This window comes from Paraburkholderia sejongensis, assembly GCF_020880815.1.
Lineage (GTDB): Bacteria > Pseudomonadota > Gammaproteobacteria > Burkholderiales > Burkholderiaceae > Paraburkholderia > Paraburkholderia sejongensis.
Genome location: NZ_JAJITD010000006.1, coordinates 188172 through 210602, shown reverse-complemented (window position 1 = coordinate 210602; position 22431 = coordinate 188172). Strand labels below are relative to the sequence as shown.

23 protein-coding genes and 1 riboswitch are annotated in these 22431 nt (G+C 65.6%); of the genes, 11 read left to right on the top strand and 12 right to left on the bottom strand.

The annotated features are described in order from the left end of the window. The first annotated feature begins 30 nt into the window (after positions 1-30). Positions 31-495: a hypothetical protein gene (locus tag LJ656_RS13915; RefSeq protein WP_230509987.1), complete on the top strand. Its 465-nt coding sequence runs from the start codon at positions 31-33 to the stop codon at positions 493-495. Between the two features lie 336 nt (positions 496-831). On the opposite strand, the gene LJ656_RS13910 is transcribed toward LJ656_RS13915, so the two are convergent. Together LJ656_RS13910 and LJ656_RS13905 are read right to left on the bottom strand one after the other, a co-directional pair. Continuing rightward, positions 832-1434, bottom strand: coding sequence for a hypothetical protein (locus LJ656_RS13910; protein WP_230509986.1), 603 nt, complete (start codon positions 1432-1434; stop codon positions 832-834). Between the two features lie 555 nt (positions 1435-1989). After that, positions 1990-3495: a chitinase gene (locus tag LJ656_RS13905; protein ID WP_230509985.1), complete on the bottom strand. Its 1506-nt coding sequence runs from the start codon at positions 3493-3495 to the stop codon at positions 1990-1992. Between the two features lie 339 nt (positions 3496-3834). On the opposite strand from LJ656_RS13905, the gene LJ656_RS13900 reads away from it, so the two are divergent. Next, a complete protein-coding gene (locus LJ656_RS13900; protein WP_230509984.1) occupies positions 3835-4677 on the top strand; it encodes a DMT family transporter in 843 nt (280 codons plus the stop codon). 68 nt (positions 4678-4745) lie between these two features. On the opposite strand, the gene LJ656_RS13895 is transcribed toward LJ656_RS13900, so the two are convergent. Together LJ656_RS13895 and LJ656_RS13890 are read right to left on the bottom strand one after the other, a co-directional pair. Then, positions 4746-5147, bottom strand: a complete 402-nt coding sequence (locus LJ656_RS13895) for a DUF3224 domain-containing protein (RefSeq protein WP_230509983.1) — start codon at positions 5145-5147, stop codon at positions 4746-4748. Positions 5148-5227: 80 nt separating this feature from the next. Next, entirely contained in the window at positions 5228-6178 is a 951-nt protein-coding gene (locus LJ656_RS13890) for a LysR family transcriptional regulator (protein ID WP_230509982.1), read from the bottom strand. 92 nt (positions 6179-6270) lie between these two features. On the opposite strand from LJ656_RS13890, the gene LJ656_RS13885 reads away from it, so the two are divergent. Then, on the top strand, positions 6271-6999 hold the full coding sequence (locus tag LJ656_RS13885) for an SDR family oxidoreductase (RefSeq protein WP_230509981.1): 729 nt from the start codon (positions 6271-6273) through the stop codon (positions 6997-6999). Between the two features lie 44 nt (positions 7000-7043). On the opposite strand, the gene LJ656_RS13880 is transcribed toward LJ656_RS13885, so the two are convergent. After that, complete coding sequence (locus tag LJ656_RS13880) at positions 7044-8303, bottom strand: multidrug effflux MFS transporter (RefSeq protein WP_230509980.1); 1260 nt, start codon at positions 8301-8303, stop codon at positions 7044-7046. A gap of 175 nt (positions 8304-8478) precedes the next feature. After that, positions 8479-8562, top strand: a riboswitch (ZMP/ZTP riboswitch). A gap of 20 nt (positions 8563-8582) precedes the next feature. Between LJ656_RS13880 and LJ656_RS13875 the strand changes: the two genes are divergently transcribed. Next, a complete protein-coding gene (locus LJ656_RS13875; protein WP_230509979.1) occupies positions 8583-9215 on the top strand; it encodes a LysE family translocator in 633 nt (210 codons plus the stop codon). A gap of 5 nt (positions 9216-9220) precedes the next feature. On the opposite strand, the gene LJ656_RS13870 is transcribed toward LJ656_RS13875, so the two are convergent. Then, a complete protein-coding gene (locus LJ656_RS13870) occupies positions 9221-9523 on the bottom strand; it encodes a hypothetical protein (protein ID WP_230509978.1) in 303 nt (100 codons plus the stop codon). Positions 9524-9648: 125 nt separating this feature from the next. On the opposite strand from LJ656_RS13870, the gene LJ656_RS13865 reads away from it, so the two are divergent. The 6 genes from LJ656_RS13865 (at position 9649) to LJ656_RS13845 (ending at position 15377) form a co-directional block, all read left to right on the top strand. Then, positions 9649-10536, top strand: coding sequence for a LysR family transcriptional regulator (locus LJ656_RS13865; protein WP_230509977.1), 888 nt, complete (start codon positions 9649-9651; stop codon positions 10534-10536). 367 nt (positions 10537-10903) lie between these two features. After that, positions 10904-11503: a cytochrome b gene (locus LJ656_RS13860; RefSeq protein ID WP_230509976.1), complete on the top strand. Its 600-nt coding sequence runs from the start codon at positions 10904-10906 to the stop codon at positions 11501-11503. A 63-nt stretch (positions 11504-11566) separates the two neighbouring features. Continuing rightward, positions 11567-13018: a glycosyltransferase family 2 protein gene (locus LJ656_RS13855; protein ID WP_230509975.1), complete on the top strand. Its 1452-nt coding sequence runs from the start codon at positions 11567-11569 to the stop codon at positions 13016-13018. 161 nt (positions 13019-13179) lie between these two features. Further along, positions 13180-14430, top strand: coding sequence for an aromatic ring-hydroxylating oxygenase subunit alpha (locus LJ656_RS13850; protein WP_230509974.1), 1251 nt, complete (start codon positions 13180-13182; stop codon positions 14428-14430). 321 nt (positions 14431-14751) lie between these two features. Then, on the top strand, positions 14752-14877 hold the full coding sequence (locus LJ656_RS34865) for a hypothetical protein (protein ID WP_268998625.1): 126 nt from the start codon (positions 14752-14754) through the stop codon (positions 14875-14877). A 74-nt stretch (positions 14878-14951) separates the two neighbouring features. Continuing rightward, positions 14952-15377 (top strand): rubredoxin, encoded by a 426-nt coding sequence (locus LJ656_RS13845; RefSeq protein WP_230509973.1) that lies wholly within the window; start codon positions 14952-14954, stop codon positions 15375-15377. A gap of 19 nt (positions 15378-15396) precedes the next feature. On the opposite strand, the gene LJ656_RS13840 is transcribed toward LJ656_RS13845, so the two are convergent. Together LJ656_RS13840 and LJ656_RS13835 are read right to left on the bottom strand one after the other, a co-directional pair. Further along, a complete protein-coding gene (locus LJ656_RS13840) occupies positions 15397-16242 on the bottom strand; it encodes an oxidoreductase (protein WP_230509972.1) in 846 nt (281 codons plus the stop codon). Positions 16243-16505: 263 nt separating this feature from the next. Further along, complete coding sequence (locus LJ656_RS13835) at positions 16506-17438, bottom strand: LysR family transcriptional regulator (protein WP_230509971.1); 933 nt, start codon at positions 17436-17438, stop codon at positions 16506-16508. A 125-nt stretch (positions 17439-17563) separates the two neighbouring features. Here LJ656_RS13835 and lysA point away from each other — a divergent pair, with 125 nt between their 5' ends. Further along, positions 17564-18850, top strand: a complete 1287-nt coding sequence (gene lysA / locus LJ656_RS13830) for a diaminopimelate decarboxylase (RefSeq protein ID WP_230509970.1) — start codon at positions 17564-17566, stop codon at positions 18848-18850. Here the strand turns inward: lysA and LJ656_RS13825 are convergent. The 4 genes from LJ656_RS13825 to LJ656_RS13810 form a co-directional block, all read right to left on the bottom strand. Continuing rightward, positions 18847-19848 carry a hypothetical protein gene (locus LJ656_RS13825; protein ID WP_425605930.1) on the bottom strand — a complete coding sequence of 334 codons (1002 nt, stop codon included), beginning with the start codon at positions 19846-19848 and terminating at the stop codon, positions 18847-18849. The genes lysA and LJ656_RS13825 overlap by 4 nt on opposite strands. Positions 19849-19895: 47 nt before the next feature. Further along, entirely contained in the window at positions 19896-20198 is a 303-nt protein-coding gene (locus tag LJ656_RS13820; protein WP_230510184.1) for an ion channel, read from the bottom strand. A gap of 80 nt (positions 20199-20278) precedes the next feature. Continuing rightward, positions 20279-21319, bottom strand: a complete 1041-nt coding sequence (locus tag LJ656_RS13815; protein WP_230509968.1) for a DUF2955 domain-containing protein — start codon at positions 21317-21319, stop codon at positions 20279-20281. 13 nt (positions 21320-21332) lie between these two features. Continuing rightward, a complete protein-coding gene (locus LJ656_RS13810; protein WP_230509967.1) occupies positions 21333-22382 on the bottom strand; it encodes an HlyD family secretion protein in 1050 nt (349 codons plus the stop codon). Positions 22383-22431: the final 49 nt, after the last annotated feature.

Below are 22431 nucleotides of genomic sequence, written 5' to 3'. Positions count from 1 at the left end.
CCGCGCGAGTTTCAGCCGTTCTGGTCGTCCATGGCTGAGAAGATGTGGCCCGCAGCGGACAGCGATATTTTTATGAAAAGGAAGCGAGGAATAACGATGGTTGGAGGTGCAGTAACCGTGAGACGCGCTTTTGCCATCATGCTGATGTCTCTTCCCACGTTATGTCTGGCGAAGTCACCACCATGCGACAGATATCCCACCAACGTCGCCGAGGTTGCACTGACAAACTGGGGTCTAACTGACCCGGCAAAGATCGACCATTCGAAAACCCGAGCCGTGCAACTGGCATCCGAAAAGATCGGCAAGGACGAGGACGGCGAGCAACTGTGGCGTCAGGTCTATCACATTACGTTTCACGAAAAAGGCGGCAAAGAGTTAAAGGTTATTACCGTGGGTGAGGCCGCCTGGTCAGAATGCTCAATGAGTGGCGTTGAGGTTTTTATCGTCTCGCGACACTCAGCGCCAGTTGACAGACTGTTCAAGCAGATTGAGTGAGTCGCATCAGCTGCGTCCCGGAGCCGCCGCGGAGATTGCGGGGCCAGCGCTCATAATCACGGAATGAGCGACCGGAGTTTTCGACCCATCAACGTATGGGCCTTTTTTTCTCCGGTCATTTTTGGCGGTTATCTGAGCCTGTGGTTTCCGACCCGCCAGCGCACGGTCGCGGCCGCGTGGTTCATGGCCGGCGCGCTCAGTGCGTTGCGCGATCCGCGAGTGCTCGCGTCGGCGCTGATCTGCTTCGGCACGTCGGCGGGTGCAACGCGAAACATAAAACACGCAACGGCCGCCGGATCGTCACTCCGGCGGCCATCGTTACTCACGCCAAAGCCCCTACCTGAACCCACGCGCCGAAACCTTCTTGCCTTCGAAGCTTTCCTGCACCCCCTGCACGCAGTTCATCGGGCAGCTATAGCCGGGAGCCGATTGTGCAAAAGGAACCGACGCCCGATACACGACCGACTCGATCTGCGTGCCGTCGTCGACGATCACGATGTTCAGATCGGTTTCGACATTGGCCGGCACCGAGCCACCCGCCGTATAAACCACCGACATCGTGCCGGTGCAATCCGCGTTCACCGTATAAGTGCCGCTTTGAAACGGATTGAAGCCGGTATCGCCGCCTTTCGGCACGCCGTTGATACTGCCGAAATCGGTGCGGGTGAAGGTGCCTTTGCCGTTGAATGTGATGAGCGCGACGTCATCGAGAATCGACGGGCTGGCGAACGGATGCAGCACGTTGCTCGAATCCAGCAGGCCGAGAATTTCTCCGTGACCGATAAAGCCATACGCGCCATTGAGCGTGGCCGTCGAGCAGGTACCGCCGCCGCCGCCGTCGTCACCACCGCGGCCGCCGCCGGCTTGCACTGCGCCACTGAACGACAGCAGCACCACTGCGGCGGTGGCCGACAGGATGCCTGAATAACGGATGTTCATCATCATCTCCTTGTTGGCGATTCAGGCGCTCGATCTGGTGGCGTGCAGCCGCACCCCGGTTCCGGGGCATGGCGCCTGATTCGAATTCACGCAATGAAAAGGGAAAGGCCGCGGTGCCCGCGGGCATCGTCGCGTCGAAACACAGCGGGGGAGGACGAGCGGCCAGCGGAGCGGCCGGCTGTTCCCGGAAGACGCGGCGAGAGAACCCGCGGATGGGCCGAAGTAGTGAGCGACGAAACGCTGTTACCCGGCCGGCGTATGACGGCGGGTGTCCGCGGACGCGTACAGAAGAGGTGTGCGCAAGTCCGCGCGAGGATGACTTCGTGGGTCAGCCATGCCGCAAAGTCGCATGGCGAAAACCAGTGTAGGTCACGCGATTTGCCGTGACCTGATGAATATCGGACAAAAGCGCGCCACATTCAGATCGCGCGGCAGGAAACGTCGCGCCGGCTTCGCGTGGAGCGTTGAAATACAACGGCCGCCGGTTTCACACCGGCGGCCGTCGTTATCGAAGCGAGGGTGCGAGTGCGCGCGCTCCGCTCACATCGCTTGTGCTCAGTTCTGCTTGACCCACACCCCGCCGCTGCTCGGCAGGTTGCCCTGGGTCCACCACTTCGCGCAGTACTTCGCGCTCTGGTACGTCACGCACGAACCGCCGGTGTAGGCCATCGTCGACGACCACGTCGGGGTCGCACCGCCGGTTTGCAGCCACACCGCCGCTTGTCCCGGCACTTCGCCCTGGGTCCACCACTGCGCCTTGTACGTCGAGCCTTGATACGTGACGGTCATGCCGGCGGTATAGATCTGCGTCGCCGACCATGCCACGCCCGCCACCGGCGTCGTGGTGGTGCCGCCGGTCGCGCCCGTGCTGCCCGAGCCCGACGACCCGGAACTCGCGCTGCCGCTGGAACCGCTACCCGACGAACCGCTGCCCGACGAGCCGCTGCCCGACGAGCCGCTCGACGAACTCCCCGAGCTGCTGCTCCCGCTGGAACCGCTGCTCGAGCCGCCCGCGTACGACGCGTCCTTCGTCACGCCCTTACCCCAGGAGCCGTTGAGCTGCTGGAAAATCGTCGCGAACCCATACGGCGTTTGCGTGATGCCCGAGCAATCCGACGCGGTGTACGCGCCGTTGTTCGGGCACGACTGGTCGCGGCCCACCGACCAGTTGCTCAGCAGACCGAAACCGTCGCTGCGCGCGAGGTTCAGCAGCGTCTGCGCGTCAGCGAGCGTGAAGGTTTCACCCTGCACGTCGTTCATGCCGATCATCGGCGTGACGCCGACCATCTGCCACAGCTGCGCGTCGGTTTTGGTCTGGCCGGCCGACTTGAACGCGGTATCGAGCTGCGAGTACAGCGACGAGGCCGCCTGGGCGGCCGCGGTGCCCATCTCGATCGATGCGCTGCCGTAGTCCATCGCCATCACGTTGATCGCGTCGAACGTGACCTTGTTGGAGATCGCCGAGTTCAGAATATTGACGCCGTCCTGCGTCAGCCCGGTCGGCATCACCGGCAGCGTCAGCGTCACGTGCAGCGTCGCGCCCTTCGCGGTTGCCGCGGTCTGCAACGCCTGCACCGCCTGGAAGTTACGGGTGATCGCCGCGGTATCTTGCTGCGCCGCGCCCTCGATGTCGAAGTCGATATGCGTCACCGAGTAGCTGTCGATCACGGTCTGATACGCGCTTTGCAGCGCGGACGCGGTCGAGCAGGCCTGCATCAGCGGCGTGCCGTTGGCGCCGCCGAACGAGATCGCGACTTCGCCGCCCTTGGCCCGGTAGTTCGTCAGCGAGGTCGACAGCGACGTGAGCAGGTCGGAGCTATTTCCCGGGCCGATGTTCTGCACGCCGCCCCACGACGGCACGCACTGCTTGCTGCCGGCGGCGACCACGAAGGCCATCGTGAACTGCTGGATGCCGTTCTGTACGCCGATCACGTCGAGCTGCGGAGTCGGCCACGCCGTCATGTCCGCATAGGGCGCGTAGACGCCGGTCGCGCAGGCGCTGGTCAGCGCGCTCAGATACAAGGCCGATGCGGCCAGAACCCTCGATGTTTTTCCCTTCATTTTTCTCTCTCAGTTTTAATAGATGCGCAAACGCTTTCGCAGCAATGGATCCGCCGACGCCACGCGTTTGAATGCGCGCCGTATTATCGGCAAACGTTTGCGAACCCGGAATGTCGATTGAGCATAATCGCGGGAGCACCAGGGTTTTCCTTATCTCAAAAGTCGCGGCGTCGATGCGGGATGAATGAGCGGGCAGCGCGGAAACGATTTCAGTGCGCGCGCACTGCGGGGTCGAATGTTTGTTCGTGCCCGGCAACGCGGCTAAGCTACGTGCTTTGACTTGACGCCGCGTGAGCCGATGCCCGCTTTGCGTCAGCCTTTCCCGACAACTCTCCCCCTATGTTCACCTACACCGGTGGTGCCGTTCTCTTTGCCGCGGTGCTGCACGCGAGCTGGAATGCGCTGTTGCACGGCAACCGCGATCGCTTTCTGTCGATGACGTGGATGAGCGTCGCGATCGCGGCGCTGTCCACCTTCATCGTGATGCGTCTGCCGTTGCCGCCATCGGCGGCGTGGCCGTATGTCGTCGCGTCGGGGCTCGTGCATATCGTCTACAACGTCAGTCTGGTGCGCTCGTATCGGCGCAGCGACCTCGGCCAGGCGTATCCGATCGCACGCGGCTCGTCGCCGCTGCTCGTCACGCTCGGCGCGGCGCTGTTCGCGCACGAGCCGATCGGCGCGCTGCATGCGCTCGGTATCGTGATGGTGTCGGGCGGGATCATCGCGCTGGCGTGGCAGAAAGGCCGGGTCTCCCCCGCGGTGGGCATGGCGGCCCTGGTCACCGGCGCGACGATCGCGGTCTATACGGTGATCGACGGAATCGGCGTGCGGCTGTCGGGCGGCGCGGCGCTTACCTATACCGCGTGGATGTTCCTGTTCTACTGGCTGATGCCGGTGCTGTTCGTCGCAAAACGCGGCGTCGCGGCGCTCTGGATGCCGCTGCGCGAAACGCCGCTGGCGGTCGGCTCGTCGCTCGCCGGCGGCCTCGTGTCGTACGCCGCGTACGGGATCGTGATCTGGGCGTTGCAGGCGGGCGCGATGGGCTCGGTCTCGGCGTTGCGCGAGACGAGCGTGGTGTTCGCGGTGCTGATCGGGCGGATGTTTCTCGGCGAAACGGTCAGCGCGAGGCGCTGGCTCGCGTGCGTGGTGATCGCGAGCGGCGCGGTTTGCCTCGGCTTATGAGCGCGGCGTGAGCCGGGCGAGTGCCGCGCGAATGCCGCGCGTCGAACAGCCGGCCACGCGGCGACTTTTCAATCGCCGGGCAGTCGATAAGCAAACTCGTACGAATGCGCGCCGTCCACCATCTCGATCCTGAACTCGCCTTCGATGCCGGCTAGCTCGCCGGTGCCCGAATCCGGCACGACGGTCACGGCCAGCGAAGAAGCGCCGCGCTTCATCGTGCCGCTGTGCTGCAATACGAAGCTGCCCTGTTTGCCGGCGAGCGTGCCGCTCACCTGTTCGATCGCGACGTAGCCGGCCGAGCCCTTCACGTCGGTCATCGCGCTCAGCATTTGCCCCCGGGTGGTCGCGACGAGGTCGCCGGAGCTCTGCTTGTCGATCGACATGCGGCCGAGTTTCGCTTCGTCTTCCGCGTTGTCGAACGGCAGCGGTTGCATGGAAACGATGAAGGTGCCTTTAGCGATGCGAGTCATCGGAGATTCCTCCTGGCGTGAATGGAGCGCGAGCGGATCGATAGCGCTCGCGTGACCTGCAAACCTAGCACACGCGGCTGTCAGGAAGCCGCATTCGCGGCGGCGTCGCCGGTGCCGAACGCGTCCGCGAATTCGCGCCTGAGCCACGCGAGGCCCAGGTCCTGATCGTGCGCGGCGGCCCACATCGCCGACACTTCGTAACCTGGCACGTCGAACGGCAGCGGACTCATCGCGAGACCGAGCGTGTCGCGCCACACGCGGCCGATGAAATCCGGCACCGTCGCGATCGCCGCCGTGCGTTGCACGATGAATGGACTGGTCGCGAAGTTCGAACTGGAAAATACCACCTCGCGTCGCAGACCCTGCATTTCCAGCCGGTCGTCGATAAAGCCATGCAGCCCCGCGCTGAACGACGTGAGGATATGGCGATGGCGCAGAAACTCTTCCATCGATAGCTGTTTGCGCCGCGTTTTCACGAGGGCCGGGTTATAGACGCTGACGAAGCGCCACGCGAACAGCGGCAGCCGCCGCTGCCACGGCACGCACTCGCGGAATACTCCGAGCGCGAGTTCGATCGTGCCGTCGTCGAGCATCGCGGCGGCGCGCGTCGAATCGGTGGTGCGTGCGATCAGTTTCACGCTGGGCGCGCGCTCGGCGACGCGCGCCATGATCTCCGGCATCAACAGGACTTCCAACGAATCGCTCAGGCCGATGCGAAACACCCGCTGTGCGTGCGCGGGTTCGAACACGGCAGGTTGGGTGAGCGCCTGATGCAGCGATTGCAGGAACGGCTCGATCTGCCGCGCGAGTTCGAGCGCGCGCGGCGTCGGCGTCATCCCTTGCGGCGTGCGGACGAACAGCTCGTCGCCGAAGGTTGCGCGCAGCCGTCTGAGCGCGCCGCTCATCGCCGGCTGGCCGAGAAAGAGCCGCTGCGCGGCCCGTGTGACGCTGCGCTCGGCCAGCAAGGCGCGGAAGGCCAGCAGCAGGTTCAGGTCGAAACGGCGGAAATCATTTTCAATGATGTTGGCCATGATCCCAAACGATTTGAGTGATGGGCGTGCAGCGCGCATTCTACTGCCACGGGTCGTTCCGTTCACTTCCATTCACTCACAGGAGCAGGGACATGGACTGGCAGAATCAGAAGGTCGTGGTGCTGGGCGGTTCGTCGGGAATCGGTCTCGCGACGGTGGCGCGGCTCGCGGCGGCCGGCGCGAGCGTCGTCGCGGTCGGGCGCGAGCGCGCCAAACTGGATCGCGCGATCAGTGGGCTCGGCGGCCTCGGCGAGCGGGTAAGCGGCGCGGCGCTCGATTGCGGCGATCGCGGCGCGCTCGAACGCTTCTTCGGCGAGCAGGGCCGCATCGATCATCTGGTGCTGACGCTATCGGGCGGCGAGGGCGCCGGCCGTTTTGCCGAGCTGGACCTGGCGGCGTTGCGGCGCGGTTTCGAAGCGAAGTTCTGGCCGCAACTGGAAGCCGCGCAGAGCGCTTTGCCGACGCTGCGCAGCGACGGCAGCCTGACGTTTCTCACCGCGATTTCTGCGCGTATCGCGAATCCGGGCACGGCCGGCTTGGGCGCGATCAATGGCGCGCTGGAGAGCATGATCGGCACGCTCGCGCGCGAGCTGGCGCCGCTGCGGGTCAATGCGGTGTCGCCGGGCGTCGTCGATACGCCGTGGTGGGACAGGTTTCCGGCCAGCGTGAAGGACGAGCTGTTTAGTCAGCAGCGTGAAACGTTGCCGGTGCGCCGCGTCGGCCAGGCCGACGACGTCGCGCACGCGTTGCAGTTTCTGCTGGAGAACCCGTTCATGACGGGTGCGGTGATCGAGTGCGACGGGGGTTTGCGGTTGTTGTAGCGGCGCGGCCGGCCGTGCCCGCGTACGCCGCTCATTCACATCGCTTACGCCGCCTCGCGCCCTGCCGCGACGGCGCCACCCGGCTGCGCCTGCGCGAGGTGGCGCAGCAGCTTCGCCACCATCAGCACGACGACGAACGCGAGCACCACGAAAAACAGCGCGAGCGGCGCGAGGATCTGCACCGACACGAAGCCCGCCAGCCCCATCATCGCCGACGACACCAGCAGCAGCGCGCAGCCGAGAATCGCGCTGGTCAGCCCGGCGATGTGCGGGAACAGCGAATTGCCCTTGGCCATCAGCGTCGGGTACATCGCGCCCGCGCAGAAGCCCATCACCAGCACCGGCGCCGCGAGCGTCCACACGCGCAGGCCCACCGTCAGCGACAGCAGCAGCATCGCCACCGCCGCGGCCGCCATCAGCCGCGAGCCGAGCAGCAGGCGTTGCTCTGCGGTCGGCAGACGCGGGCCGTGCAGCCGGTTCGACAGGCCGCCGAGGAAATACATCATGCCGATGCCGAGCGCGAGATAGCCGAAGAAGGTCGGCGGCTTGTGCAGCGTGGTCTGCACCATGAACGGCCCGACGATGTTGAACACCAGCAGGATGCTGTAGCACAGCCCCTGCGCGAGGAAGCAGCTCTGGAACACCGGGCTCGACAGCACCTTGCGCGCGTTCGCGACCAGCGTGCGCACTTCGAGATGCACCGGCCTCGGCAAGGTCTCGCGATAACGCCACAACAGCGCCCACATCACCAGCGAATAAAGCAGTAGGAACACCAGACACGCGCGCCAGCCGAACGCGGTCTGCAGATGCGCGCCGATCACCGGCGCGATGATCGGCGCGAGCCCCCACGCGATCGACATATAGGTGAATGCGTGGACCAGCGCGATGCCGGCGAACGAGTCGGTGATGATCGCTTTCGCGAGCAGGTTGGTGGTCGCGATGCCGAAGCCCTGCAACGCGCGCGCGAGGAGGAAGGTCTCCAGATTCGGCGCGGCGAGCGACAGCAGGCAGCCGACCGTATACGTCGACAGCCCGAACGCGAGCACACGCTTGCGGCCGTACGCATCGGCGATGGGGCCGAAGACCAGCTGGCCGAACGCGTAGGCGGCCATGTAGCCGGTCACGCTGCTCTGGATCGCCTGCGGCGAGGTCGAGAAGTAGTGCGCCATCGCGGGCAGCGCGGGCACATAGATGTCGATCGCGAGCTGTCCGGCGGACGCGAACAGGCAGATCATGAACAGCAGGAAGCGCGGTGAGTTTGGGGCGGCGGAAGCGGGCAGGCGGGCGGCGGTAGCGTGGGTCATGGGTGCATCGAAACGATGTTCTGGCGGCGGCGCGGCAGCGGCGCGTTCGGAGTGCGAACGGAGGGCGCAGGCAAAGAGCGCCATTATCGCCGGTATTGCCTTTGCGGGTTGACAGCGAGTGGGACCTCCCGCTGGTGGAGGAATGGCTTGGGACGGCGAGGCCGTGCAATAATCGCCGCACCCATGTGACTGGCGCATACGGATAGAGCACTATCGGGGAGCATGGGGTCGTTAGCCGCCGCGCGCCTGGGCATTACCTACTTTCTCTGGAGATGGGTTATGCCGGATTTCGCGCATTTGCTGATGTTCGCCCTCGTGGCCTTGGGAATGGTACTGACGCCCGGGCCGAACATGATCTACCTGATTTCCCGCTCGATCTGCCAGGGCAGACGCGCCGGCCTGATTTCGTTGGGCGGGGTGGCGCTGGGCTTCGTGTTCTACATGCTCTGCGCGGCATTCGGGATTACCGCGTTCATCTTCGCGGTTCCGTACGCCTACGACGCGCTGCGCTTCGGCGGCGCTTTATACCTTCTCTATCTGGCGTGGCAAGCCGTCAAACCGGGCGGCCGTTCGGCGTTCGCAGTGCGCGACTTGCCGGTCGATACGCCGCGCAAGCTGTTCAGCATGGGCTTCATCACCAATCTGGCGAATCCGAAAATCGCGATCATGTATCTGTCTTTGCTGCCGCAGTTCATCGCGCCGGGACATGGCAGCGTGCTTACGCAATCGCTGGCGCTCGGCAGCGTGCAGATTACGATCAGCCTCGCGGTCAATGCGCTGATCGCCGTGATGGCCGGATCGATCGCGAGCTTTCTCGCCGGACGTCCGCTGTGGTTGCTGGTGCAGCGCTGGCTGATGGGCGGCGTGCTGACGGGCCTCGCAGTGCGGATGGCCTTCGAATCGCGCAAGTGACAGATTCACTTCGAGCATGCCTGCATCGACTGCAACAACGCGGTCTGAGCGAACGGATCCTGAAAGAACGCGTCGTCGAGATTTGCGGGCCGCTCGTTGGCGGAGTCGTTGCGCGCGCATTGCCTGTTTTGCGCCACGGCGCGGGACGCGCTCCAGACCAGCGCGCCCACCATCACCGCGAGCAATAGCGCAGCCACCGCGAAGCCGGTCAGCCACAAGCGGGCTTCGGTGCTCGTTGCGGTGCTCGTCGTTGTGTTCTCGTGCGAAACCCGTGAAGCTTCGCTGCTGTGCGTAGAGGATGAATTCATCTCGATGACCCCGAATCGTCCGCATTAAAGGAAAACCGGCGCCACCATCTTCCATCCGCGCGTAAGATCGGAAAAGTTGAGTTTACTGACCGCCAGATTCAGTTTTCCTGACCGACAAAATTCCGATGAGAGAAATCAGCCTCGATCGCTTGCGCACGCTAGTCGTGATCGCCGACCTCGGTTCTTTTGCCGAGGCCGCTCGCGTGCTTCATCTCGCACCGCCGACCGTGAGTCTGCATATCGCAGAGCTGGAAAGCCGCGTCGGCGCGCCGTTACTGTCGCGCAAACGCGGCCAGGTGCGGCCGTCGGCGATCGGCGAGACGCTGATCGGGCATGCGCGGCAGTTGCTGAGCGATGCCGAACATGCATTCGACGACGTGCGGCGCCAGGCCGAAGGATTGGGCGGGCGGGTTCGGCTCGGCGCGTCGACCAGCGCGATCGCGAACCTGCTGCCGCAAGCTCTGGGACGACTCGCGAACGAGCATCCCGGTATCGATGTGCAGATCGCCGTGCTGACTTCCGCGCAGACGCTTGCCAGACTGGCGGACGAATCGCTCGACGTCGGCATCGTCGCGCTGCCTCAGCCGCCGGTCAAAGGACTGTCGATCGAACGCTGGCGGCGCGATCCGGTGGTCGCGCTGATGCCGGCGCAGTGGCGGTGTCCGGCGCGCATCACGCCGCAATGGCTGGCGGCGAAACCGCTGATCCTCAACGACGCAGGCACCCGTCTGTCGCGCCTGACGACCGAATGGTTCAGCGCCGCCGGCCAGCACCCGAGTCCGCGCATTCAGCTCAACTACGCGGACGCGATCAGAAGTCTCGTCGCGGCCGGATACGGCGCGGCGTTGCTGCCGCAGGAAAGCGGCCGCGCGCTGCCGGCGGACGAGCGAATCGTTACGCGGCCGTTACGGCCGGCGTTGTGGCGGCAACTGGGGCTTGCCTATCGGGCGGGCAGCGGCGAGGCCGCCACAGCGCATGTGCTCGACGTTTTACGAAGTCTGCGCGAGGGCTGACGGCGGCGGGTGCGAAGGCCGCGTGCTGGAATGCCGCGCGAAGTCCGTGCGCGAAAGGCCACTGCATCCGGCGAGGCTAACCGAACCGCAGCCGGTTGCCGAACGGATCGGCGATCCGACTTCATCGACGCCGGGCCGCGGCACGGCCTTCGCGGGCGGAAACTGCGCGGCAACGGCGACAGCGCCGATAATGGACCCTGCTCGTTAAGCGCTTCCAGGAATAAAAGCGCACGTTCGCGCGTTAGTCATCGGACGGATGTCGCGCGGCGCGGTTGGCAGCCGTCAGCCACGTTCACGGATCGCGCTTCGAGCGACCGGATTTCAACCAGCTTTCGCAGACCTGCGCGTCTGTGCGAACGGAACCACCATGAACACCGAAGCGGACACTCTCGCCGGATCGACCGATGCAGCTTCCCCGCCGCGCTACACGCGCATTGCGATCGTGCTGCACTGGCTGATCGCGCTGCTGATCATCGCCAACGTCGTGCTCGGTCTGAGCGCCGAGTCGCTGCCGGACGACTGGGTGCGTCCGGTGATCGATACGCACAAGTCGATCGGCATCACCGTGCTCGGGCTCGCGCTGCTGCGGATTCTGTGGCGCGTGTCGCATCGGCCGCCGCCGTTGCCGCGCGAGTTTCCGGCGTGGGAGAAGGGCGCCGCGCATCTCGCGCACTTCGCGCTGTATCTGCTGATGATCGGCTTGCCGCTGTCCGGCTGGCTGCACGATTCGGCGTGGAAAGACGCGGCGACCCATCCGATGCATTGGTTCGGCCTGTTCGAGTGGCCGCGCATCGGCTATGTGATGCGCGCAGAACCGGCGCTGCGCGAGAGCTTGCACGACCGTTTCGGCGCGCTGCATACGTGGCTCGGCTACGCGCTTTATGCGTTGCTGGCGATGCATATCGGCGGCGCGCTGAAGCATGAGTGGATCGATCGAAAGTCGGTATTGAAGCGCATGGCGCCGTGACGCGCCAGCGACCGCGCCGCCACTCTTAAATCACCAACGCCAACGCCAAACCCACATCACCCCTTGAAGAACACCCTCGAACAAGCCCTCGCTCTAGCGTCGCCGCGCATCCTGCCGCGTCGCCCGACGCTCGCCAGCACGTTGATCCATGCCGGCGTCGTCGTGCTGTGGCTGCTGCTGTTCGCGCGCGCGTTCTTTCTGCAAGGCGCGCTCGCGTGGTCGACCGGGATTGCGTACGTCGTCTACGACACGCTGCTGCTCGCGTTCGTCACGTGGAAATCGCTGCCGCTCCTGCGCCGCACGGCGCCGCTCGAAGCCGCCTACGAGCGGCGCGACCTGCCGGGCATGGGCGTGATCGTCGCGTCGCATAACGAGGCGGCGGTGCTGCCGGTCACGCTGGCCGCGCTGCTGCGTCAGACCCACGGCCCCGCGCAGATCGTGATCGCCGACGACGGCTCGACCGACGCGACCCGCGAGCTGCTAACCGCACGCTTCGGCCTGACGCCCGCCGCCGACGGCGTGCTGAGCGCGCCGAGCGCACTGCATCCGAATCTTTACTGGCTGCGCGTGCCGCACGGCGGCAAGGCGCGCGCGCTGAACGCGGCGATCACGGTGATGACGACCGACACCGTGATGACCGTCGATGCCGACACGCTGCTCGACGACGACGCGACCTACGCGATGCGCGCCGCGTTCGCGAGCGATCCGCAGCTGGTCGCGGCGGCCGGGATCCTCGTTCCGGTCTGCGGCAAGTCGCTGTCGGGGCGCGTGTTCCAGTGGTTCCAGACCTACGAGTACATGCGCAATTTCATCGCGCGTTTCGCGTGGATGCGCGCGGACAGCCTGCTGCTGATCTCCGGCGCGTTCGCATCGTTCCGGCGCGACGCGCTGGTCGCGGTCGGCGGCTTCGATCCGCAGTGCCTCGTCGAAGATTACGAACTGATTCACCGGCTGCGCCGCTATTCGGTCGATCACGGCCTCGGCTGGGACGTGCGGGTGGTCGGCCACGCGCATGCGCGCACCGACGCGCCCGATCACCTCGCGAGCTTTCTGCGCCAGCGCCGCCGCTGGTTCGCCGGCTTCCTGCAGACGCAGTACTGGAATCGCGACATGACCGGCAACCCGCGTTACGGCACGCTCGGCACACTGATGCTGCCGGTCAAGGCGTTCGACACGATGCAGCCGGTCTACGGACTGACCGCGTTCGGGTTGCTGCTCGGTTTCCTCGTCGGCGGCCACGGCGCGATCGTCGTGTCGATCTTCAGCGTGATCGGCCTGAAGACCGCGATCGATCTCGCGTTCTACCTGTGGAGCATCCACCTGTACCGGCGCTGGACCGGCGAGCGCAGCGGCAACAGTCTCGGCATGGCGATGCTCGCGGCGCTCGCCGAGCCGTTCACGTTCCAGCTCGTCCGTCATCTCGGCGCGGCGCTCGGCTGGCTGCAGTTTCTGCGCGGCGGTCGCGCATGGGGCCTGCAACGGCGCTCCGGCCTGGTCGCGGACGACGAGCGCTGACGCCGGCGGGACGCGGGGGCGCGCGCAAGCGGCGCGGCGACAGCGGGCGGGTGCCTGCGCTGGACCCATCGGCCGGCTGCATCTAGTAGACTCACATTCGATGTCGCGCGCGAATCGCAGCGCGACGACCCACTATCCGCTCGTGCACGGAGGCTTGACCCATGCATGCTGTTCCCCCGCTCGAACAAGATCTCGCCGACGCAACCGTGGCCGCCTCGCCGGCTCCGGCAGCGCCGCAGCATTGCGCTTCTCCCGCGTCGGCAGCCGGCGCTCACGCGCACGCTCCCGGCCACGCCGCCAGCAGCGCGCCGGTGCGCGATCTGCGCCGTGTCGGTATCCATCCGGATTACTGGTATCCGCTCGCGTGGTCGCATGAAGTGAAGCGCGGCAAGACGCATGGCGTGACCTTCGCGGGCGACCCGATCGTGCTCGCGCGCACCGAGAGCGGCAAGGTGTTCGCGCTCGAAGACCGTTGCGCGCATCGCCAGGTGCCGCTGCATCAAGGGGTGGTCGACGGCGAATCGATTCGCTGCGGCTATCACGGCTGGACCTACGACTGCTCCGGCAAGTGCATCGACGTGCCGTATCTGGGCCGCGAGCGTCTGCCCAACGGCGTGCGCTCGTATCCGTGTCAGGAAGTCGAAGGGCTGATCTTCGTGTTCCCGGGCGACGCCGCGCTCGCCGAACAGCGGCCGCTGCCGGCGCTCGGCTCGGTGTCGGACCCGAAGTACAAGACGCGCCGCTTCGGCCGTCCGGTCAAATGTCATTACTCGTTCATGCACGAGAACCTGATGGACATGAACCATCAGTTTCTGCATCGCCGCCAGATGGGCCAGATGCGCGCGCGCTCGCTCGGGCGGCGCAAAGGCGACGGCTGGGTCGAGGTCGATTACACGTTCGCGCGGATGGCCGGTCAGCAGCCGCTCGGCGAGGCGATCGTGTTCGGCCAGAACCGCAAGACCGGCGGCCACAACGACAAGGACGTGATGACGATCCGCACCGAGTATCCGTTCCAGACGCTGCAGATCCGCAACGCGGAGCAGACGCTGGTGATGGATCTGTGGATCATCTACGTGCCGCTCGATCGCGAGCAGCGCACCAATCGAACGTTCGGGCTGCTATCGATTCGCAAGCCCGGCATTCCGGGCGTGCTGAATCTCGCGTGGCCGCTGCTGGTGTGGTTTACCGAACGCATCTTCAAGGAGGACCGCGAGATCGTCGAGGCCGAGCAACGCGCGCACGACTCGCAGGGCGCCGACTGGAATCACGAGGTGTTCCCGGTCATCAACGATCTGCGCGCGCTGCTGCGCGAGTGCGGCGCGCCGGATCAGGTGGTGGGCGCCGGCACCGGCGACACCGCGGTGATCCGCTTCTGGGATTCGCGTCACGGCAATCCGCTCGCCAAGACCTGAGCGCGGCCGGCGCGCTGTAATTGCTCGGGGAAATTGCTCGCGGAAGTCGCTCGTCGTTGCTGTTATGTGCGGAGCGTTTTCCGCGCTCAAAATCCACACTTTTGTTTCGGCGCTGCTGCGTAAGCGTTGGCGCCGCCCGTCGCGCGCGGGTTTGCCGTCCTGCGCGAATTAATCCATCTCCCCGCCGTAGACAATGCGCGACACGCAAGCGGCGATAATGTCGCGCCGCCCGGTTATTGCGCGCGAGTTTGCGCCAAGTCGGCCTGGGCCCGTGATGCACCCGTGTACCATGACGCTTTTTTCGAACTTCAAGATACTTCCGTGACCACGCAACAAACCACCACCGCCTCGCGTAAATCCCTCACTCTGATGCAACTGCTCGGCCTCATCGGCGGCGCCGGGCTGATCGCATCGATCGCACTGAACCTGCTGCTGCAGTCGCACTGACACACGGCCCGCCGCGCGCGAGCCACCGCCAACCGGCGCGCGTCGCCGGCCCCTCCGAGATTATTCCGATTGCCATGTACAAGAAGGGCGTAGCCGTAGAAATCCAGTTTTCCCCCGAGCGACTCAACGACGGCGCCGGCGATCCGTACTGGATCGATCTGACCCAGGACGAGGCTCAGCGTCTGTTCGACAGCCTGCAGGCGCGGCTCGCGGGAACCGGCAGCGGCACGGTCGCGCCGCTGGTCGTCAGTCTGGATGCGACGCCCAGAATCGACGCGCCGCTGCTCGACGCATCGGCTGCGCCCGCGGCGGAGCAGGCCGGGTCCGCCGACGACTTCAAGCAATGGGTCTGTGTGATTTGCGGCTGGGTCTACGACGAAGCGGCCGGCCTGCCGGAAGAAGGCATCGCGCCGGGCACCCGCTGGGCCGATGTGCCGGCCGACTGGCGCTGCCCGCTGTGCGATGTGGGTAAGGAAGATTTTGCGCTGGTGGAGTTTTAACGCGTTTGTTCCACGCAGTTCATTCCGGGTAATCCGCTCCCTCAGTGGTCGCCCGCCAGTTGTCGAAATCCGCGCGCATCAACTCGAGTTTCTTGTAGGCGAGATCGAGCGCGGTCTTGCCGAGCAGCAGGCGTAATGGGGGTTGGTCCGATAGCGCGGCATCGATGATCGCCTGCGCGGCACGCACCGGGTCGCCCGCCTGGTTGCCGCTGCGCGCGGCGGTTTGCTTGCGGCGCTCGCCGGCGGTCGCCTCGTATGCGTCGAGCCGGATGGCCGATTCCTTGATCGACGGTCCCGCCCAATTGGTGCGGAATGGCCCCGGCTCGACGATCAGCACGCCGATGCCGAGGGGCTTCACTTCGAGCGCGAGCGATTCCGACAGACCTTCCACCGCATATTTGGTCGCGTGGTAGTAGCCGGTCGCCGCGAAACTCGTCACCCCCCCGATCGACGACACGTTGACGATCAACCCGCTGCGCTGCTCGCGCATGATCGGCAGCACCGCTTTCGTCATGTCGATGAGACCGAACACGTTGGTCTCGAACATCGCGCGGACTTCGCTGTCCTCACCTTCCTCGATCGCGGCCAGATAGCCATAGCCCGCGTTGTTGACGAGCGCGTCGATGCGGCCGAAGTGGCGCTTCGCCTGCTCGACGACGGTGGCGATCTGCGCGCGATTGGTTACGTCGAGCGGCAGCACCAGCGCGCGGTCGCCGTGACCCGCGGCGATGTCCGTCACTTTCGACGCATCGCGCGCGGTGACGACCGCGCGCCAGCCGCGTTCGAGCACGAGCTTCGCGAGTTCGCGGCCGAAGCCGGTCGAACAGCCGGTAATCAGCCAGACGGGATTGTCTCGATTCATCATTTGGGAACTCCTGTTGATGGCCTACGACGTTTAAGGACTCCGACATGACGCGGGCGTGAGGCGCGCCCGCATCGGTATGCAGTTGAGTTGAGCTTGAAACGTGCCCGGTGTGCGGGGCGGATGACCGGCGGGGCGGTACCGGCGAACGCGCCGGGTTCGGCGCGGCTTCGCTCGAGAGTGAGAAGAGGGACTGCCGTCGTGACTGCGTTCTGACCGCGTATTACCGCGGTATCACCGTGTTACGACCGCATCAACCGCTCGAATTACGCTGACCGTCTCTGCCCGGTGTGGCGTTTCAATTGTAGTCGCAGCCCCGCGGCTTCGCTTTGCAGCGCTTCGACGAACGCATCCACGAGCGGTTGCGCGGGCCGGTGTTCGGGACGGATCACGCTGACCCGAAACGGCAGTGACAGCGCAAGCGGCCGAATGTGCAGATCGCGGCCGGCGAAGTCGATCGCGGTCAGCGGATTGACGATCGCGATGCCAAGCCCTTGCCGCACGAAGCTGCACACGGAAACCGCAGTCGGCGTTTCGACCACCAACCGACGCTCGATGCCCGCTTGCGCGAATGCTTCGTCGATTTGCAGCCGGTACGGATCGTTCGCGGACAGGCTGATGAACGGCTGGTCCGCGAAGTCTTTCAACGCAATCACACGCTTGCCGAGCAGCGGATGCCCATCGGGCAGCACGCACACTTCATCGACTTCGAGCAGCGGCGTCAGGCGCGTGCCGGGCGGCGGGCGATCGTGCTCGGTGAGGCCGAGGTCGTAGCGCTGCGCGGTCAGCCATTCCTCCAGAAATGGCGATTCCTGCGTCGCGATCGATACGCTGACGCCCGCCTGCGCATCGTGAAAGCGTTTGACCGCGCCCGGCAGGATCGAATGCGAGAACATCGGCAGCGCGATCGCCGACAACTGGCCGCCCTTGAATGCACGCAGCGCGGCCGCCGTCGATGCGACCCGTTCGAGTCCGACATACGCACGCCGGATTTCGTCGAACAGCGTCAGCGCCGCCTGAGTGGGGCGCAAGCGGCCCTGCACGCGCTCGAACAGCGCGAAGCCGATGCTTTGCTCCATCCGCGCGAGTTCGCGGCTCACGGTGGGCTGCGACGTGAACAGCATCTCGGCCGCCTTGGTGACGCTGCCGGCGGTCATCAGCGCGCGAAATACTTCGATGTGGCGGTGCGTGAGTGCCATTTGCGGCCCTATATCAGTAGTGAATAGCCGAGCGACAAATTGGTATTTTACTGAATGAAGAGTGAACCGCATCATGTCGGCTTCTGCTTGCTTCTGCTTCATCACGCCCCGACATGGAACGCAACATGACACCCTTCAATCCGCGCCAACTCGCCGAACTCGCGCGCCGATACGGCACGCCTCTGTGGGTTTATGACGCCGCTACGATCCGCCAGCGCATCGCCGAACTGCGCAGCTTCGATACGATCCGCTTCGCGCAGAAGGCGTGTTCGAACCTGCATATCCTGAAGCTGATGCGCGCGGAAGGGGTGGTGGTCGATGCGGTTTCGGCGGGTGAACTCGCGCGTAGTTTTGCTGCGGGCTTTAAGGCCGAACCCGCGGCTGAACCTGCGGCCGAACCCGCCGCTGAATCCACCCCGCACCACGCGGCCGAAGGCGTCGTCTTCACCGCCGACGTTCTCGACCACGCGACACTCGCCACCGTGCTCGCGCACAACATCACCGTCAACGCCGGCTCGCTCGACATGCTCGAGCGGCTCGGCCGCCACGCGAGCGAAGGCCATCGCGTGTGGCTTCGAATCAATCCGGGCTTCGGCCATGGCCACAGCAACAAGACCAACACCGGCGGCGAGCACAGCAAGCACGGCATCTGGCGCGACGACCTGCCGCGCGCGCTCGAACTCGTGCGCCGCTACCGGCTCAAGCTCGTCGGGCTGCACATGCATATCGGCTCCGGCGTCGATTACACGCATCTGGCGCGCGTCTGCGACGCGATGGTCGATGCGGTCGCGCAACTCGATCACGATATCGAAGCGATTTCGGCGGGCGGCGGTCTGTCGGTCCCGTATCGCGACGGCGACGCGGCGGTCGATACCGCGCATTACTTCCGCCTGTGGGACGACGCGCGCCAGCGCATCGAAGCGCATTTCGGTCATCGGGTGCGACTCGAAATCGAGCCGGGGCGCTTTCTGGTCGCGCAGGCGGGCGCGCTGGTCGCCGAAGTGCATGCGCTGAGCCGGCGACCGTCGCGGCAATTCGCGCTGATCGACGCGGGCTTCAACGATCTGGTGCGGCCATCGTTCTATGGCAGCCATCACGAGATCAGTGTGCTGAAGCCCGACGGCACGCCGAGCAGCGCGCCGGCCGCCGCTTGCACGGTAGCGGGTCCGCTGTGCGAAGCGGGCGACGTGTTCACGCAGGCCGAAGGCGGCATCGTCACGAGTCGTGAGTTGCCGGCGCCCGCGGTGGGCGACCTGATCGTGTTTCATGACGCTGGCGCGTACGGTGCGTCGATGTCATCGAACTACAACAGCCGGCCGCTCGCGCCCGAAGTGTTGATCGAGCACGGTCACGCGCGGCTGATCCGGCGCCGGCAACATATCGACGAATTGCTCGCGCTCGAAGCCTGCTAGAAACTGATCGCGAACCCGAACGATATGCCGTGCACGTTGTGCCCGAACACATAGCGCACCATCGCCCGCGTGCGCGTGATGATGATCGGATATTTGCTGCTGTCGAGTTCGAGGCCGACGCCGAGCGACGTGAGGTCATTGAAACCCAGCACGCCGGCGCTGTCGCCGAAGTAGTGCGAGTACGCGGCTTCGAGCACATAGCGCACCGGCCGGTCGAGCGCGCGCCAGCCGGTGGGCGCGCGCCAGCGGGTCCAGAGACTCACCTGCTGCGCCATCGCCGACCCCTGCACCGCTTCGGACGAGCCGCCGAAACTGCGTAGATAGATGTCGGTCGCGCGTAGCTCGGCATCGATCTCGTAGTTCTCCCGATAGTGCTCGTAGTCGAGCACCAGCGAGCCGCCGTAGCCGTACGCATCGAGCGAGCCGTTCTGGAGAAACTGCAGGTTGCTGTCGGTGACGTGATTGAAGATCGTTTGCCCCACTTTCAGATCGCTGGACACGCGCCCGATCGTTCCGTTCAGGATCGGCCGGAACACCAGTTCGTCAGTGATCCGAAAGTCCCAGCCGATACCCACGGTGCCGCTGAACGTGTTCCACGCGGTCGGCACCGAGCGCTGCTCCGCGCCATCGGTCGCGACGAATACCGGATCGTAGCGGCTATACGCGAGCGTGCCTTCCAGGTACAGCGGAAACTTCTTGCTGAGCGTGAAGCCGCCGCCGAACTGCGACTGCGCGAAACCGGGATTGCCGGTCAGCCCGTTGTTCACCGACAGGTTGCTGGTGGTCACGTCCGGCACCGTCGTGTAGCTCATCACCGCGAGCACGGCGTCCGCGTGCCGCTTCACGTTGCCGCCGATCACCGTATTGCTCGATAGCTGGCCCGGCGGGTTCTGCGCGTAGGTGGCGCATGGCAACAGGGTCAACGCGAGCGCGAGCCACCCGCACAATCCGGCGGCACGTCTGCAGGCTGACCTGGCGGATACCCAAAGCACGCACATTGCGCATTCCTGTCGGTTGGGGCGTATTACTCGTGTTTCGCGGATCGCTACTGATTGTGCGGGGCCGCGCCATGCGCGGCCTCCTGCACGCCTCTGACCGCCGCGGCTGTAATCAGGCCGATGAACAGCAGCCCGATCAGTCCGAGCAGCACCGCATCGATGCGCCCGAACGCGGTGGTCGGCACGACGTCGCCATAGCCGATCGTCAGTGCGGTAATCGCGCACAAATACCAGGTTTGTCCGAGCGACGCAGGCGTTCTGTTCACGGTCTCGACCGCACCGCCGTAGTAGTACATCGCAATACTGAGCACGACGAACAGCCCGAGCATGAAGCCCAGGATCGTGCGCATGTACCACAGCGTCACGCAGAACTCGCGCAGGATTTCGCGCGCGCCCACCCGTTTGACGGCGCTGCGTTCGGGATCGTCTATCACGCTGTCTCCCCGGCGTCGCGGCTAACGCGCCTGCGGTCGAGGATCAGAATCATCCCGCACGCGTAAAGCGTGACGGCCACGAACAGCCCCATGCGGATCGCGAACGCGCGATACACGTCCTTGCCGGCCGCGCTGTCCTGCACCGACTGGCCGAGCAAAATGATCATCGTGACGAGGCCGTTCAGCCAGAAGCCCGGCGAGTTGCGGGTCGGCGCGAGCCGGAACAGCTTGCGCCCGACCAGCAGACCGAACAGCAGCATCCATAGAAAGAACATCCATAGTTGCGGGAACAGCTTGAGAGCAAACCAGAATGCGATTGCGAGAAGGCCGCCGAGCAGCGTCGAGCCGAGCAGATCGCGCGCTGCGCTGCGCGCGGTCGCGGTGCAGCTTTGCCGGCCGAGGCTGACGGATTTCATGATGATCGGCATATAGCTGGCCGGATCGGTGAGCGCCAGCAGATACGCGGGCATCACCACGAGTGCGGCGCGCAGCGCGATGTACGTCGCCTGGGCGTCGGACACGCGCGCGGCGGCCGGCGCGGGCCGAGCTGCCGCGTTGTCGGGAAACAGCCGGTGCGCGACGATCGAGACCAGCAACGCCAGCAGCAGCCCCTTGACCAGCGCGCCGACGACGGTCGCCGCCAGTTGCAGGTCCGCGGTCCCCGCCGCGGAAATCATCGTCAGGCCGGCGGCGAGGAAGGTCGCGACCAGACTGCTGCCGCCGCGCAGCCCATAGCGAAAGGCGACGAACAGCAGCAGCGCGATCAGCAGCACGCCGGCCAATGCATAGTGGCGCAGCAGCGGCACCAGCAACAGACCGCTGCCCGCGGTCAGGCCGACCACCAGCGCGACGGCCAGCGCCTGCCGCAACGACAGCGGGCGGGTCTGCGTCGCCAGCAGGAACACCGCGAACACGGGCGCCACGACCGGAATCGGCAAGCCGAGCGCGAAGCTGAGCGCGAGACACAGCGCGGTGCCGCTTGCCATTCGTAGCGCGCGCTGTCCGGAAACCAGCAGCCTGGGGTCTAGCGTGCTCATTGCGTCGTTCGGTTCAGTAAAGATAGGAGACCCAACTCATCGCGCGCAGAAACAGCCTGCCCAGCGGATTGAGCGGATTGTTCGCACTCGGAAACGCCATCACCTCGGCTTGCCCGCCGACCCGGACGTTGCGCAAACGGGCGCGTTCGTTTGCATCGAATTCGACGAGCACCGGAAAACGCTGCGCGGGACGTAGCCAGTCGCGGCTGTTCTGGATCGACGGCAACGCGCCGGGCGCGGTAGGCTGGCCGACGCTCACGCCGTAGCCGATGCTGCGAATCCGGCCGTGGAAAATCTCGCCGGGCAGTGCATCGAGTGCGATGGCCACCTCGGTGCCCGGCTGCAAATGGCCGAGATTGTTTTCGGTCATATCCGCGCTGATCCACACATCGCGGATCGCGATCAGCGTCATTACCGGATTGCCCGCCGCGGTGAACTGGCCGACTTCGGTACGCAGATCGGTGATCACGCCGCCGCTGCGCGCGTTCACACGCGTATTCGCGAGATCGAGTTCCGCTTTCGCGAGCGCCGCGGCCGCGCTGCGCAACTGCGCGTTGTCCGGCTCCGCGCCGCCTTGCTGCTCGCGCGCGCGTTCGACCTCCGCGCGTGCTGCCGCCACTTGGCTGCGCGCCTGCTCGTGAGTCGCGCGCGCGACTTCGAGTCGTCGCAGCGATACGGTGCCTTCGTCTTCGCGGTACAGCCTTTCCAGACGGTCGCTGTCCTGAGCCGCCTTGACTTCGTTCGCGATCGCCGCGCGCAGCGACGCGCGCGCCGAATCGATCCCGGCGGTGCTCGCGCCGAGCTGGCGGCGCGTGGTCTCCAGATCGGCGCGCGCGCGATCGGCGGCGAGCCGGTATTGCTCGCCATCGACTTCGAACAGCAGGTCGCCGGCGTTGACCTGCTGGTTGTCGTGCACCGCGACTCGCGTCACGCGTCCCGACACTTCCGCGGCGACCGGCACGACGTAGGCCTGCACGCGCGCCTGTTGCGTGTACGGCGTCAGGCGATCGGCCAGCAGATACCAGATCAGGCTGACGACGATCAGACCGATTACCCACTTCAACGCGCGGCCGGAAGGCTCGGCGGCCGGCGGCGATGATGGCGGCGGGGGC